Consider the following 15,018-nt stretch of genomic DNA (forward strand, 5'->3'; position numbering starts at 1 on the left):
ACCCTCGGGCGGTCTACTGCGTGACGCTGGCCCTGCTGCGGTGGGGGCCGGCGTACCGCCAGAAGAAGTTGAGCAGGACGCTGACCCGGTTGCGCCCGCCCAGCAGGTAGGCCACGTGAATGAAGATCCACACCAGCCAGGCGGGCAGCCCGCGCATGGTCAGGCCGTTCTCGAGCTGCAGCACCGCCTCCGCCTTGCCCACCGTGGCCATGATCCCCGGATCGCGGTACGCGAACGGTCGCACCGGCCGGCCCTTGGCCGCAGCCGCGATCTGCCGGCCCACGTGCTTGCCCATCTGGATCGCCGGCTGGGCGAGCTGGGGCGGCGCGTGGGGCGGCCCGGCCAGGTCGCCGGCGACGAAGATCTCGGGATGCCCCGGCACGGTCAGCGCCTCCGTGACCGTGACCCGCCCGCCCTTGCCCTGCTCCAGGCCCCACGAGGCCACCTCGGGCGGCGCGGTGACGCCCAGCGCCCACACGGTGACGTCGCTGGGCAGCCGGGTGCCGTCGGACAGCACCACGGCGTCCGGCTCGACGGAGGCCACGGTGGAGCCCAGCCGCAGGCGCACGCCCCGCTTGCGCAACGCCTCCGCCGCCGCGTCGCGCAGCCGGGGCTTGTACGGCGCCAGCACGTAGTCGAACCGCTCCACCAGCGTCACGCTCGTCCGGTCGGCCCGGATCTCGGGATGCGTCAGCGGGATCGTGTGGCGGCGCAGCTCGGCCAGCGTGCCGGCCATCTCGACCCCGGTCGCCCCCGCGCCCACCACGACGACGTGCGTGCTCTCGCGCCGCCCGGTCGCGGTGTCCTCCAGGTAGTGCTGCAACCGCCGCCGCAGCCCGGCCGCGTCGCCCAGCGAGTAGATCGGCAGCGCGTTCTCCGGCGCGCCGGGCACCTTGAGCCAGTTGGTGGTCACGCCGGTGGCCAGCACCAGGTAGTCGTACTCCAGCGCGCCGCCGTCCTCGAACTCCACCCGCCGCTCCTGCGGCAGCACCTTGCTCAGCGCCGTACGCCGCGCCCGCACGTTGGGCCACTTCGCCGCATAGGCCCTGATCGGGTATGACACGTCAGAGGTGCCCATCCCGGCCGTGGCGACCTGGTAGAGGAGGGGCTGGAAGGTCGCGTACGGGTTGCGGTCGACCAGCGTCACCAGCGCGCCGCTCCTGGCCAGCTCTCGTGTGGCGGCCAGCCCGGCGAAGCCCGCACCCACGACGACGACCCGCGATCTTTGCACCATGACAAGTCCTTCCCCTTCGACAGTGTCATGGATGCCTATGGCACCACCAGCTTCTCTTAAACCATCCCTGCGGCAGGCCCTGCCCGGGGTAGGGGCGGTTAGCGTGACCCGGGGAAGGAGATCGCCACATGTCTCAGCAGGTGACCACCATCGAACGCCTCGGCCGCCGGATCGCCCAGCGGCGCGAGACGCTGGGCCTCACGCAGGAGGAGCTGGCGCGACGCTCCGGGGTCGAGGCCGGCTACCTCGCCTGCCTTGAGGGCGGTCCCGGCCTGCCGGTGCGCGACGCGCTCGCCCGGCTCGCCGAGGCCCTGGAGACGACCGTGGAGGGACTGCTCGGCGAGGTCGCCGAGACCCCCTCCGGAGCCGGCCCGGCCTCGCCCCACCCGGACCTCGTCGCCCTCGACGAGGCGGAGTGCCGGCACCTGCTGGAGCCCGGCGGCGTGGGCCGGATCGCCTTCGTGGGCCGGTACGGGCCGACCGTGCTGCCGGTGAACTTCCGGATGAGCGAGGGCGCGATCGTCTTCCGCACGGAGCCGGGCGGGTCGACCGACGAGGATCTGCGCACGGGGATGCAGGACGTGGAGTACAAGGTGGCCTTCGAGGTCGACCGTATCGAGGAGCTGACCCGGGGCGGGTGGAGCGTCCTGGCGCAGGGCTCGCTGCACCACGTCACCGAGGAGGACGAGCGCGCCTCCGCCGCCGCCACCGGGGTGGAGCCCTGGGTGGGCGGGCAGCGCGAGCAGTACCTCAAGATCGTCCCCACCCGCCTGACGGGCCGGCGCATCAAGCCCGGCTGACGCCCCGCGACCCGGGCGTGCCGCGATCCTCCCCGGGCCTGGGCCCGGGCGTGCCGCAGGCCCTCCTCGGGTCCGCCTGGACGGCGGGGGAGGAGGGCGTGAGCGGTGACACCGATCGCGGCGGTCAGCGTGGAGCCGGCCGGGGCGGTTATTGGCGGCGGGACAGCCACAGCCCGATGGCCGTGACCCTGGAGTCCACGCCGAGCTTGGCATAGATCCGGTTGACGTGGTTCTTGACTGTCTTCTCGCTGAGAAACAGTCGCTGCGCGATCTGCCCGTTGGACTGACCTGTGGCGATCAGGTCCATGACCTCGGCCTCGCGCTTGCTCAGTGACGTGATCACGCTATGGATAGCTGCGTCGTCGACTCTCATCCGGCCTCCGGGGGCGCGCAGACGGTCAGATCGCCGATGGCCCCCGTGCTGCCGGCGTTAGCGTTAGACAGCGAGCATAACCCGCATTGTCATGTTTTGGGGCCACTTGCGCCGGAGAAAACGGCAGCCGGCCAGAAACCCGCAATCCCCGAGAACCCCGCGCCCCGGGCGATCGGCGGCGGAACCACCCCGGCAGCGACCGTGGAAGCACAGGGCAGAGGCGGCGGAGGCGCGCCGGCCGGGAAGCGGCGGCGGCAGGAGCGGAAGCGGAAGCGCATCGACCGGGAAGCGGCAGCGGCGGCCGAAGCGCGCCGGCCGGGAAGCGGCGGCGCTGGTGGAACGGCGGCGGTGGTGGAACGGAAGCGGCGACGGCGGGAAAAGGCGGTGGCCGGGGAAACGACAACGGCCGGTCCCGAAGGACCGGCCGCTCGCCCTGGGGTGAGTGAAGGGACTTGAACCCTCGACATCCAGGACCACAACCTGGCGCTCTGCCAACTGAGCTACACCCACCATGGCCACCCACTGCGTGGTGGCACAGGAAAAGTGTAGCGGGATTCGGGAGTCTTTACGCCACTCGATTAGCCGCTGACACGCTCGGCGAGGGCTCGCGCGGTCGTCGAATCGGGCCCGGGCTGGCCCACGAAGACCGCCGCGCGGTAGTAGCGCAGCTCCCTGATGCTCTCCGTGATGTCCGCCAAAGCCCGGTGTCCGCCCTGCTTTTCCGGCGCGGCGAAGTAGACCCGTGGGTACCACCGGCGCACCAGCTCCTTGATCGACGAGACGTCGATCATCCGGTAATGCAGATAACCATCCACCCCGGGCATGTCGCGCGCGATGAACGTGCGATCGGTGCCGATCGAGTTGCCGCACAGCGGCGCCTTCTTCGGCTCGGGCACGTGGCGGCGGATGTAGTCGAGCACGAGCGACTCCGCCTCCGCCAGCGTCACGCCGCCGGGCAGCTCGGGCAGCAGCCCGGAGGCCGTGTGCATCTCGCGCACGACCTGCGACATCTGCTCCAGCGACTCCGGCGGCGGCTTGATGACCACGTCGACGCCCTCGTCCAGTTGGTTGAGCTCGCTGTCGGTGATGACGCACGCCACCTCGACGAGCGCGTCGCGACTCAGGTCGAGCCCGGTCATCTCGCAGTCGATCCAGACCAGCAAGTCACTCATACGATCTCCTCGCCCAGCGGCTCGGAGCAATCCGCCCGCTTGTTACCCTCCCAGCCTAGTGCCACCGGTCAGGCGGGCTTGAGCGAGCCGAGAACCTTGCCGACCACGTCGGTGCCCAGATTGTCGGGCACGGAGACGTACACGACCGCCGGGCGCTGCCCGTCACCGCGATCCATGAGCACGATCGCCCCGTTCTCCTTCTTCCACTTGTAGCCGTTCTGCTCGGAGATCTTGGTGAAGTCGAGCTCGAACTGCAGCACCCACCCGTCCCGGTCGCCGATCTTCATGGCCTTGTCCTCGACGATCCTGCTGCCGTGGGCGGGCGAGTAGTACTGGGTGGAGAACTGCAGGAACATCGTCTTGGCCGTGTCGCTCATGCTGGAGACCCCGGTGTAGGGGTAGAGCTCGTTGAGCTCGCCGGTGTAGACGTTGCCGACCCAGTCGGACTCGCCCTCGTAGTTCTCGTGCGAGGTGGCGCCCACGGCGGCCGTCCACTGCTGCTCGGCCACGTTGCCGTTGTTGACCGAACGGGGCTCGGGCACCGTCCAGTCCTCGGGCACCTCGAAGGAGACGCCGGCCTTCGGGTCGGTGACGCGGCCGCCGGCCGGCTGAGGGAACGGGGGCAGGGTGGGCATCGGCTGCCGGGAGGGCGGGCCCTGCGAGGGCGGCTCCTGAGTGGGCGGCTGCCGCGGCTCGAAGGTGTCGGCCGGCATCGGCCGCGCGGCGGTGTCGCCGCCGCCCCTGTTGACGAAGACGAGCCCGGCCACCACGATCAGCGCGATCACGACCAGCGCCGCCAGCCCGCCGAACACCCAGGGCATCGGGTTGCTCTGCTTGGGCGGTGGCGGCGGCGCGTATCCGAACCCGGGCCCGGACGGCTGCGCGCCGCTCCACTGCGGCTGCGGCGCGGGCCCCGGAGGCGTGGAGCCGCCCGGTCCGCCCGGGCCGCCCGGCCCGCCGGGCGCCGTGGTCGTGGTGGGCGTGGTGGGTGCGCCGTAGGCCCCCTGCCCGGAGGTGGGCGAGCCGTACTGGAGCGTGGGGTTCGCCGGGGTCACCGGCCAGCCGGGGCCGGTCGGCGGCTGGGGCTGGGGGCCAGCGGACGACCGCTGGGTCGGGGGCTGTGCCTGGGCCGGCCCCTGCTCCTGCGCGTGGGTGGCGTCCGTCCACTGGGTGCCGTCCCACCAGCGGAGCTGGGGCTCTCCGTAGGGGTCTGGGTACCAGCCCGCGGGGGTCTGCGTGGTCATGGTCGCCAGATTAGTAAGAACCGCTTTGAGATGCATTGCCGACGAGTGATCAAGGACCACCCGGCGCCCCTGCCGGGCCGCCGCCCGGCGGGCCGGCGTGTGTCCGCCCGGTCAGCACTTGTACGTGAAGCTGGCCTTGTCCGTGCGCACCGGCCCCGGCGCGACGATGCGGAGCGTGGCGGTGGCCTTGACGCTGCTCCTGCCCTCCAGCGTCCACCGCAGCGGCACCGTGTACGACGTCTGGTTCTCCTTCGTACGCAGCGTCCCCTTGACGACCTCCTTGTCCAGGTTCTTGCGCCATTCGTAGACGATCTCCCCGGCCGCCCCGTTGGTGACGACGGTCCCCGTGATCTGGACGGCGCTGCCGCAGCCCTGCGTCTTCTTCGGCGCCACCACGTTGATCGACTTGACCGCCAGCTCCGGCGCGTTCCCCAGCCGGAACCAGGCCAGGATCGCCCCCGCCATGATCACGGCGAAGACGGCGGTGGCCAGCACCGTGCGCCGTCGCCGCGCCCGCGAGGCCCTGGCCTGCCGCCCGCCGGGGCGGTGCACGGTGGCGGCCTCCTCGCGCCCGGCCCGCCAGATGCGCTCGGCCGGCGTCTCGGCTCTCGGCTCGGCCGCGCCGATCCCGGGCCCGAAGTGCGCGGGAGCCTGCCCCGCCCCCTGCCCGGCCCCATATGCCGCGGCCTGACCCGCCCCCTGACCGGCGCCCTGTCCCGGGACCGTCCCCGCCGTGTGGCCGGGCACGTGCAGGAGCGTGACGATGTCGCCCTCGTCGCGGGCCGGCGCCGGGGCCGGCGGCCGCCCGTACGACGGGGACTGCGCGAACGCCGACCGGCCGCGCGCCGCCACCGCGAGCCCGTCCCTGCTGATCCGGCCGCCGGGCAGCCGCCCGCGCTCGTTGACCAGCAGGTCCCGCGCCGGCCCCAGGCCCAGCGTGCCCGCGGTCGCCGCGGCCCGCTCGAACAGCTCGGCCGCCTCCGGCGAGCCGCCGCCGAAGGAGGCGGCCAGGCCGCGCGCCAGCGAGGCCCAGCCCGCCGCGTCGCGCTCGCGCGGGGAGACCCGGGCGCGGATGGCGTCCGACAGGCCGCGCTCCGACAGCAGCGAGACGCCCTCGGCGGTGATCACCACGGTGCCCGGGTGCACCGAGCCGTGCGTGACCCCGGCCGCGTGCAGCGCCAGCAGCGTCTGAGCGGTCTCCACCAGCAGGGACGCCGCCGCGCCCGGCTCGACGGGCCCGGCCGCCAGCAGGTCGGCCAGGGTGGGGCTGACCGCCTGCGCGGTGAGCAGCCACACCTGGTCGCCGGCCGCGACCACGTCCGCCACCGGGATCAGGCCGGTCAGCCCGGCCAGCACCAGCCGCTGGTCGGTCATGACCGCCTGCACGACGCGCTCGCGCACGCCGGGCAGGCCGATGAGCTTGGGGTCGAACAGCAGCGCGCCCGCCCTGCGGCCGTCGGGCGAGATGGCGTCGATCCAGTTGCCGAGTTCGGTCATCCAGGTGTGTTCGGTGAGCCGGAATCCGGCGATATCGGGTGAAGGGTTGTTCATCGCCGTTGCCCCCCGGCGCGTCTTAGCGCTTCCTTCTGTGGCGGCCCGCCATGCGGCGTCTCACCGCCAGTGTGACCGGAAGCGCGCCCGTCGTCACCAGGCCGAGCGCGAGCAGTGCGCCGGCGGCGTCGGCCCCCGACGCCTCCCCGCCCGTGCGGCCCGGCCCGGCGACGGTGAGGGTGGGCTGCTCCTCGCCTCCGGTACGGGTCGGCTCACCCGCGGTCAGGGTGGGATCCTGGCTGCCGCCCGGCCCCTCGCCCGTGGGAGTCTCGGAGGGCGGGTCGGTGGGGGCGGGCCTGGGCCGCGTCGGGGCGACGGTCGGCGCCGCGGTCGTGGGCGTGGCCGACGGCGCGGGCCTGTCACGCTTCGCCTCGTCCACGTTGCCGCTCAGCTCGGGGTCGGCCGACGGCGTCGGCGTGGGCGTCCTGGACGTGACCGGCTTCCGGGTTCTGGGCGGCGTACGCACCGGGCGGGGCGTGGCGCTCCTGGTGGGCCGCGCGGTCGTCGGCGCGGCGGACGGGGGCGCCGCGGTCGGGGGAGCCGCGGTGGCCGGCTCGTCCGTCGGGGTGGGCTCCGGCGTGGTCTCGTCCAGGGTGGGCGGCGGCTCCTCCGCCGGCTCCTCCGTGACCTCCTCCGGCTCGGGCGTGGCGGGCTCGGTGGGCTCGGTGGCGGTGGGCGAGACCTCGCTGGTCTGCGCCTGCAGCACCGGCTCGTCGGAGCCGGAGGTCAGGACCAGCACGGTCGCGGCGACCAGCACGCCGACGCCCACGACGGCGACCGCGATCTTGGCGGGCAGCTTGCGCAGCAGCCGGGCCGGCTCGCCCAGGCGGGTCCGGGCGAGCGAGGTCGTCGTCCGGGCCGGCTCCTCCAGCGCGCTCGGGAACAGCAGCACCAGCAGGCCCGCCAGCGCGGCCAGCCGGCGGCGCCCGCGCTCCTCCCAGTCCTCGCCGTACGCCTCGGCCGCGACGGCCTCCAGCTCGGTCAGGAACGCCTCCGCCGACGGCGGCCGGCCGGCCGGCTCCTTGGCCAGGCCGCGCTCGACCAGGCCGCGCAGCGGCTCGGGCACCTCCTCGACGGGCGGCGGCGCGGTCTGGTGCTGCCGGGCCAGCGCCGCCATGTTGGCCGCCCGGTACGGGCGCGTGCCCGTCAGGCACTCGAAGAACACGACCGTGGCCGCGTACACGTCGGTCGCGGGCCCGGCCGGCGCGCCCGACCACTGCTCGGGCGCCATGTACGGCGGCGTGCCCGCCGCATCGGCCTCCTCCCCGGCCCTGACCGCGATGCCGAAGTCCACGAGCTTGCTGGTGCCGTCGCCGCGCACCATGACGTTCTCGGGCTTGAAGTCGCGGTGCACGACGCCGATCGCGTGGGCCGAGGCCAGGCCCCGCAGCGAGCCCTTGAGCACGGTCAGCGCCGCCTCCGGCCCGGTCGGCCCCTCGGAGCGCAGCAGCTCGCGCAGCGACACGCCGTTGACCAGCTCCATGACGATGGCCGCGCCCCGGCCGGTCTCGACATAGTCGATCAGCCGGGCGTGGTACTGGCTCTGCAGCGTGGCCAATAACCGCGCCTCGTGCCTGAACCGGGCCACGAACCCGACGTCCGACCTCAGCTCGTCACTGAGGTACTTGATCGCCACCTCGGCGCCGTCGTGATCGCGCCTGGCCAGGACCACCCGACCGGCCGCACCTGAGCCCAGCTCGCGGACCTCGGTGTAGCCGGGGACCCCCCATGGCCCATCACCGTACATAACGGTCTCCTCTGGAGTTCCTTGGGCCCCCACCCTCATCAAACGGTCCGTAGCTTAACCAGAGGGCACCGCTTTCCCGCTACAGATGTCGCTAGATGCGGATAAATGTCACTCAATGGTGCCAGGCGCGTCGGGGTTCTCCGTCCCGCGCGGCGTCTCCCGCGGCGTCTCCCGAGGTGTCTCCCGGGGTGTCTCCCGCGGTGTCTGCTTGGGAGGCTTGGGAGACTCCTTGGGCGTCACCTTCGGGGCCGGCGTCGGGGTCCGGGTCTCCTCGGGAGGGTCGGTGGGCGGGCACGCGGCCGTCGAGCCGCCGCGTGCGGCCCCGCCGCTCGCCGCCGCCGGGTTCGTGGCGGCCGTCACCGACCACCGCGAGCCGCAGGGCAGTTTGGCCCGCAGGGTGAAGGTCCGGGTGTAGGAGGTGCCGCCCGACAGGGTGACGGTACGGGTGTCGCCCGCGCCGCCCGCCGAGAGCCGGACGGTGAGGCGTACCGGGCCGGTGTTCCCCGTCGTCACGGTCACCGGCGCGCTCAGCCCGCCGTCGGTGCCCACCCGGCCGACCGAGACCCGCAGCACGCGCGGCGGGCAGGGGGTCGTGGCGCGCGCGGTCGCGGTCCTGCCGCCCGCCGTCACCTGCGCCGACAGCGCCGCGCCGCAGGAACGGGAGCCGAAGGCGTGGGTGAAGGCCCGGCCGTAGGAGGTGCGTCCGGACAACGTCGCCGTACGGGTGGCGACCGGGTCACCGTCGACCGCGAACCGCACCCGTACCGGGATCTCGCCGGTGCCGCTCGCGGAGACCAGCACCCTGGCGGTGGCGGCGCGGGCCGGCGCGGCGGGCACGGAGAGCCGCACCCCCAGCCCGAGCACGGCCGCGGCCGGCGCCGTGGTGGGCGGCCTCGTGGTCGGAGGCCGGGTGGTGGGCGGCCGCGTCGTCGGAGGCGCCGTGGTGGGCGGCACGGTGGTCGGAGGCGCCGTGGTCGGCGGCGCGGTGGTCGGCGGCCGCGTCGTGGGCGGCAGCGTGGTCGGTGGCCGGGTGGTCGGCGGTGCCGTGGTGGGCGGTCGCGTCGTGGGCGGCTGCGAGGTCGGTGGCCGGGTGGTCGGCGGCGTCGTGGTGGGTGGGCCTGTCGTGGGCGGCCGGGTGGTCGGTGGTGTCGTGGTCGGGGGCCGGGTGGTGGGTGGCTGGGTTGTCGGGGGCCGGGTGGTCGGGGGCCGCGTCGTGGGTGGCCGGGTGGTGGGGCGGGTGGTCTCGGGGCCCGGAGGTGCGGCGGTCCGCGGGTTCCGGCCGGACGGGCCGGTCTCCGGGGAGGGCTGCGGCACAACCTGCGGGACCTCCGGCCCCGGCTCCTGGCCGGTGTCCGGGCCGGCCCCCGGGTCGGGCTCGGGTTCCGTCTCGGGGGCGGTGACCGGGCCGGTCTCCGAAGGCGTAGAGCCGCCGGTGGTCTCCGGGGCGGCGGCGGGCGCGGTCGAGATCAGGCTCGGCGGCCCGGCCGCCGCCGCGCCCACCGCGGGCGCCGGCGGCTGCCGGTTGGCCAGCACGACCACCACCGCCGCGGCCGCCACGGCGCTCACCGCGCCGCCGACCGCCAGCCGCCGCAGGTTCGTCCGCACCAGCCGCCGCGCGTGCCCGCCGGCGTCGCGGAACACGGTCCTGGCCAGCGACGTGGCCGTCTCCGCCGGGCCCGTGGCGGGCGGGGGCAGCAGCAGGGCCAGCAGGGCCACGAGCGCGGCCAGCCGCCGCCTGCCCCGCTCCTCCCAGTCCTCCCCGTACGCCGCCCTGGCCACGGCCTCCAGCTCCGCCACGAACTCCAGCGCGCCGGCCGGCCGCCCCGCCGGGTCCTTGCTCAGCCCGCGCCGCACCAGCTCCCGCACCGGCTCGGGCGCGTCATGGAAGGGGACGGGGGCGTGGACGTGCTGGTAGCCGAGGACGCTGGGCTCGGTGGACCGGTACGGCCGGTGCCCGGTCAGGCACTCGAAGAAGACGGCGGTGGCCGCGTACACGTCGGTCGCGGGCGAGGCGGGCCGCCCCTCCCACAACTCCGGCGCCATGTACGGCGGCGTGCCCTCGCGCCGCGCGGCGGTGCCCTGCCGGACGGCGATGCCGAAGTCGACGAGCTTGCTGATCCCGTCGTCGCGGACGAGCACGTTCTCCGGCTTGTAGTCCCGGTGCACCAGCCCCAGGGCGTGCGCCGTGGCCAGGCCCAGCAGCGAGCCCTTCAGCACGGCCAGCGCCGCCTCGGGCTCGGTGGCCCCGTGCTCGCGCAGCAGCGCGCGCAGCGACACGCCGTTGACCAGCTCCATCACGATGGCCGCGCCGCCCACGTCCTGGATGTACTCCCACAACGTGGCGATGTTCGGATCGCGCAGGGTGGTCAGCAGCCGCGCCTCGGACTGGAACCTGGCCAGGGAGGCGGGGTCGCGTGACAACTCCTCCGACAGGTACTTGATCGCGACCCTGACGCCGGTCGCGTCGTGCACGGCCAGCGCGACGCGACCGCTCGCGCCCGCGCCGAGTTGCTTGATCTCCGTGTAACCGGGAGCGCTCCACTCCATCTGCCTCTCCCATCAGGAGCCGGCCCACCTGATGAGACGCGTGATCAAGCAGTCGGGTTTTCCAGGTGGCTTCCGGACTTATGGAACTACTCCCGACGGAGGATGTGAACCGGCGTGTCGATACCTTCTGGGAGCACCGAATCGGGTTCGGGCGTGCCCCATGAGGTGACCAGCGGCAACACCCCGGCCCACACCGGCAGGTCGTAGTCCTCCTCCTCGTCCTTCGGCCCGCCGCGCCGGATCTTGACCGACGCCTCCTCCAGCGACAGCGCCAGCACGGCCGTGGCGGCCAGCTCCTTGCGCGAGGGCCGCCGCACGTAGTCCCACTGCCCCGGCGCGAGCTGCTCGGACAGGGCGCGCAGGCCCTCCAGGCGCTCGCCGGGGTCGGTGACCTGGCGGGCCCTGCCGTAGATCATGGCCGAGCGGTAGTTGACGGAGTGGTGGAAGATCGAGCGGGCCAGCACGATGCCGTCCAGGTGGGTGACGGTGACGCAGACGTCCGTCTCCTCGCCGGCGCGCAGCGACCTGGCCCCGGTGGAGCCGTGCAGGTACAACGTCTCGCCGATGCGGCCGTAGCCGGTGGGCACGACCATGGGGTGGCCGTCCACGACCACGCCCAGGTGGCAGATCAGGCCGGTGTCGAGCACGTCGTACAGGTCGCTCCTGTCGGTGCTGCCGCGCTGCTTCTCGCGGCCGAGCGTGGTGCGTGCGGTGGTGGAGAGCATGATTCGACCGTACGGAGGAAGTGGACCTATCCTGTAGGGCCACTATCCGCCCCTTCGTAGAGACCACTTTCGTGCGCACCCACGTTGACCTGCCGGTCTCGCTCTCGCGAGACTCGGCCGAACCGCTCACCGCGCAGCTCGCCGGCTGGCTGCGCCGCGCCATGCTCGACGGCACCCTGGCCTCGGGCGAGCGCCTGCCGTCCACCCGGGCCCTGGCCGCCCAGCTCGCGGTGAGCAGGACCGTGGTGACGGAGGCGTACCAGCAGCTCTACGCGGAGGGCTGGCTGGACGGGCGGCATGGCTCCGGCACGTTCGTGGCCGACATGGAGCAGGCGCCCAGGCCGCCGGAGCGCGGCGCGTACGTGCCCGCGCCGCCGCCGCCACCCGCCGACGTCATCAACCTCACGCCCGGCGACCCGTGGGTGCGCGACTACGACGCCGCGGCGTGGAAGCGGGCCTGGCGCCGGGCCGCGGAGCTGCCGCCCGGCGACTCACCCGATCCCTACGGCCTGCCGCGCCTGCGCGAGCTGCTCGCCGACCATCTCAGGCGCGCCAGAGGCATGGCCGTCGGCCCGGAGAACATCCTGGTCACCAGGGGCACCGGCAACGGCCTCGACCTGTGCGCGCTGGCCCTGCTCGCCCCGGGCGCCAGGGCCGGCGTGGAGGACCCCGGCTACCGGGTGGCGCGCACGGTGTTCGCGGCGCGCGGCGCGGAGGTGGTGCCCTGCCCGGTGGACGAGGACGGCGTGATCGTCGACGGCCTCCCCGGCGACCTGCGCGTGCTCTACACCACGCCCGCCCATCAGTACCCGCTGGGTGGCCGGCTGCCGATCCCGCGCAGGGAGCGGCTGCTGGCCTGGGCGCGTGCCACGGACGCGACGGTCGTGGAGGACGACTACGACGCCGAGTTCCGCTACGACGTCGCCCCGCTGCCCGCGCTCTACGGCCTCGACCCCTCCCGGGTGGTGCTGCTCGGCACGCTGTCCAAGATCCTCGCCCCCGACGTGGGCGTGGGCTGGCTGGTCGGCGAGCCGGGGCTGCTCGCCCGGATCGCCGGGCTGCGCGAGGCGGTGGGCGACCGCACCAGCGGCCCCGTGCAGCAGGCCGTGGCGACCCTGCTGGAGCGCGGCGACCTCGACCGGCACCTGCGCAGGATGCGCCTGGAGTACGCGCGCCGCCGCGCCGCCGTCGTCGAGCTGCTCGGCCCCGTCTGCCGCCTGCGCGGCGACACGGCCGGGCTGCACGTGCTGGCCGAGCTGCCCGCGGACATGGTGCCGGCCGTGGTCGAGCGGGCCGCCGCGCGCGGCGTCCTGCTCGACTCGACCCGCCGCCACCATCACGGCGAGCCGCGCCTGCACGGCCTGGTGATCGGGTACGGCTCCGCCTCGCTCACCGACGTCCGGCGCGGCTGCCGCATCCTGGCCGGCCTCATCCGTGAGGCCCGGTAGCGGGGGGCTCCAGGCGGCGCAGCACGGGCAGGGAGCGGGAGGCGTACATCGGGTCCACCGGCAGCACGTGCCGGGCCCACCAGCGGGCGGCGGAGGGGTCGGGGGAGTGCTCGGTGACGTGGGGGGCGTAGTCGTCGTACGCGGGGTCGTACAGGTAGCCGGTGGACACCCCGTGCCGCTCCAGCTCGGCGATGGCCGCGTCCCTGTCGCGCACCAGCAGCGGCACCCGGAACAGCGGCCGGTCGAGGTCGTCGCGCACGGCGGGCGCGACTGTGGGCAGCTCGGCCAGCCGGCGCACGCCCTCGACGCGGCGCGCCCGGTCGCCGGGCACCTTGGCCAGCCGCCTGGACTGGTACCAGCGGGCCACGCGTCCCCGGTGGGCGCGGTAGTCGTGAAGGTCGGCGCGTACCCAGGGGTCGAAGGGCGGCAGTGCGGGGGCCTGCGCGAGCGCCTGGCCGAGCTCGTCGGCGTTCAGCGGGATGCGGTAGCCCTCGCGCGGCTCCTGCATGCCGAGCCGGCGCGCCAGCGCGAGCGCGGGGCGGACGAGGCCGAGCCTGAGCGCGGCCTGCCGGGCCATGGAGGTGGCCACGCTCCACAGGTCGGCGCGCAGGGAGCCGGGGGTCAGCAGCTCGTCGCGGGCGCGCGCCAGCTCCTTCAGGTCGGCCTCGCTCTCGACGGCCAGCACGCCGCCGGAGCCCGCGCCGGGGTGCTTGGACAGGCTGAAGACCGACGCCTGGCCGAACGTGCCCAGTGGCCGGCCGCCGAGGTCGGTGTCCATGGCGTGCGCCACGTCCTCGATGAGGATCTTGCCGGAGAGCGCGGGGGCGTCGTCGGGCAGCCCGTACAGGTTGGTCGTCAGCACCGCGTCCACCAGGCCGAGGTCGACCCGCGAGACGTCGATGTTGCCATCACGGGGCGACAGCGGCGCGATCACCGGCCGCAGGCCCGCCGCCAGCACGAGGAAGAGGATCTCGTCGGCGGAGATGGGGGACATGAGCAGGCGCTGCCCCGGCACGCACCAATGACGTAGTGCCAGATAAAGACCGAGCCTGTTGGACGGAAGCGACAGACAGTGACGACCTGTACGCTCTGCGAGCTGTTTCACCCTTGTAGGACAGTACGCAGTCTTCCGTAGGTTTTCAACGCCTTGTCGGCCGTTTTGAGCAATACGGGGTTGGCCATGACCGTGGCGCGGGTCTTGCGCACCGGCACCCGGATCATCCAGTGCACGCCCGCCGCCGGGCTCGCCCTGGCGACGCGGCCCTCGGCCACCTGCAGCTCGCCGGTCTTGAGCTTGTCTTTGTACTCCTTCGGGCCCCGGCCCATGTCGATGAGCTGGATCCCCGACTCGGCGGCGCGCTCGGCCATCGCCAGGTGGTGGATGAGGCCGGGGGAGTATTTCGCGAACTGGGGGTCGTAGGCGGGGAACCAGCCGACCAGCGTCGTGCGCGTGCGCAGCCCGAAGTGCCCGGCCACCGGCCGGTCGCCGGCGTAGACCATGTCGAGCACCCCGGCGAAGCTCTCCGACTGCGTGGCCAGCAGCCGCTCGACCAGCTCCACGATCCACTGGTGGGCGAAGCGGTCGGTGCGGCCGGTGCGGCGGTACTGGTCGGTCTTCCAGCCCAGCAGCGTGCGCAGGGGCTCCAGCTCGGTGGTCGCGTAGTCGTGGCGCACCGGCCCGGCGTCCCGGTCCAGCTTGCGCGACTTGGCCAGCGTGGACTTGTACGTTTTGCCGGAATTCGCCCGCAATGTCTGTGTGTAACGTTCCCAACCGTCACGCAGGTCGATGACGGGCGAGGGGTGTCTTTCGTGCCGCTCGTTGAGCAGCGGCTGCCCGGAGACCAGGTGGTCGAACTCGTAGACCGCCAGGCCGCACTGCTTGATCAGTCGCAGCGGATCGAGGTCGAGCCCCTTGGCGTAGACCAGCCCCTGGGCGTCCGTCAGCCCCGCCGCGACGGGTTTGCCGATGCCCAGCGGATGTCGCTCGAAGGGGAAGAACCCCACGATGTCGGGGCCGTCGTGGAGGACGGCGACACGTACGTGCTCTCGCAGCTCCCCCACTGTGAGGGTGAATTCGGGAGACAGGAAGGGGTTGTCGAAGGCGGTGTCCGCTTCCTGCAGGGCACGCCATCGGCTCACTTCCGATTGGCTCAGCTCACGAGGCAGGGCAAGGGTGA

Annotated in this window: 12 protein-coding genes and 1 tRNA gene; 2 read left to right on the plus strand and 11 right to left on the minus strand. The window is 73.8% G+C overall.

Going from position 1 to position 15,018, the window contains the following annotated elements; translation table 11 throughout:
• Window positions 1–13: 13 nt before the first annotated feature.
• Window positions 14–1,234, minus strand: a complete 1,221-nt coding sequence (locus IO39_RS30685; protein WP_043630234.1) for an NAD(P)/FAD-dependent oxidoreductase — start codon at window positions 1,232–1,234, stop codon at window positions 14–16.
• Between the two features lie 128 nt (window positions 1,235–1,362).
• On the opposite strand from IO39_RS30685, the gene IO39_RS30690 reads away from it, so the two are divergent.
• Entirely contained in the window at window positions 1,363–2,034 is a 672-nt protein-coding gene (locus tag IO39_RS30690) for a helix-turn-helix domain-containing protein (RefSeq protein ID WP_043630235.1), read from the plus strand.
• A 148-nt stretch (window positions 2,035–2,182) separates the two neighbouring features.
• Here the strand turns inward: IO39_RS30690 and IO39_RS30695 are convergent, their stop codons facing one another.
• The 8 genes from IO39_RS30695 to IO39_RS30730 form a co-directional block, all read right to left on the minus strand.
• Window positions 2,183–2,407 (minus strand): helix-turn-helix domain-containing protein, encoded by a 225-nt coding sequence (locus tag IO39_RS30695; RefSeq protein WP_043630236.1) that lies wholly within the window; start codon window positions 2,405–2,407, stop codon window positions 2,183–2,185.
• Between the two features lie 434 nt (window positions 2,408–2,841).
• A tRNA-His gene (locus IO39_RS30700) sits at window positions 2,842–2,917 on the minus strand.
• A 68-nt stretch (window positions 2,918–2,985) separates the two neighbouring features.
• On the minus strand, window positions 2,986–3,579 hold the full coding sequence (gene orn / locus IO39_RS30705; RefSeq protein WP_043630238.1) for an oligoribonuclease: 594 nt from the start codon (window positions 3,577–3,579) through the stop codon (window positions 2,986–2,988).
• Between the two features lie 68 nt (window positions 3,580–3,647).
• Complete coding sequence (locus IO39_RS30710; protein ID WP_043630239.1) at window positions 3,648–4,823, minus strand: DUF2510 domain-containing protein; 1,176 nt, start codon at window positions 4,821–4,823, stop codon at window positions 3,648–3,650.
• Between the two features lie 111 nt (window positions 4,824–4,934).
• Window positions 4,935–6,374, minus strand: a complete 1,440-nt coding sequence (locus IO39_RS30715; protein WP_043630240.1) for a protein kinase family protein — start codon at window positions 6,372–6,374, stop codon at window positions 4,935–4,937.
• Between the two features lie 22 nt (window positions 6,375–6,396).
• Window positions 6,397–8,121 carry a serine/threonine-protein kinase gene (locus IO39_RS30720; RefSeq protein WP_043630242.1) on the minus strand — a complete coding sequence of 575 codons (1,725 nt, stop codon included), beginning with the start codon at window positions 8,119–8,121 and terminating at the stop codon, window positions 6,397–6,399.
• Window positions 8,122–8,229: 108 nt separating this feature from the next.
• Entirely contained in the window at window positions 8,230–10,668 is a 2,439-nt protein-coding gene (locus IO39_RS58100; protein ID WP_052423569.1) for a protein kinase domain-containing protein, read from the minus strand.
• An 86-nt stretch (window positions 10,669–10,754) separates the two neighbouring features.
• Entirely contained in the window at window positions 10,755–11,393 is a 639-nt protein-coding gene (locus IO39_RS30730; protein WP_043630244.1) for a pyridoxamine 5'-phosphate oxidase family protein, read from the minus strand.
• 71 nt (window positions 11,394–11,464) lie between these two features.
• Here IO39_RS30730 and pdxR point away from each other — a divergent pair, with 71 nt between their 5' ends.
• Entirely contained in the window at window positions 11,465–12,841 is a 1,377-nt protein-coding gene (pdxR, locus tag IO39_RS30735; protein ID WP_043630246.1) for a MocR-like pyridoxine biosynthesis transcription factor PdxR, read from the plus strand.
• Here the strand turns inward: pdxR and IO39_RS30740 are convergent.
• Both IO39_RS30740 and IO39_RS30745 read right to left on the minus strand, forming a co-directional pair.
• Window positions 12,822–13,946 (minus strand): DegT/DnrJ/EryC1/StrS family aminotransferase, encoded by a 1,125-nt coding sequence (locus IO39_RS30740; protein WP_043630249.1) that lies wholly within the window; start codon window positions 13,944–13,946, stop codon window positions 12,822–12,824. The genes pdxR and IO39_RS30740 overlap by 20 nt on opposite strands.
• Entirely contained in the window at window positions 13,943–14,980 is a 1,038-nt protein-coding gene (locus IO39_RS30745) for a GNAT family N-acetyltransferase (protein WP_084773766.1), read from the minus strand. The genes IO39_RS30740 and IO39_RS30745 overlap by 4 nt, the downstream gene beginning before the upstream one ends.
• Between the last annotated feature and the right edge of the window lie 38 nt (window positions 14,981–15,018).

The organism is Nonomuraea candida (assembly GCF_000725485.1).
In the GTDB taxonomy this organism is placed as follows: Bacteria; Actinomycetota; Actinomycetes; order Streptosporangiales; family Streptosporangiaceae; genus Nonomuraea; species Nonomuraea candida.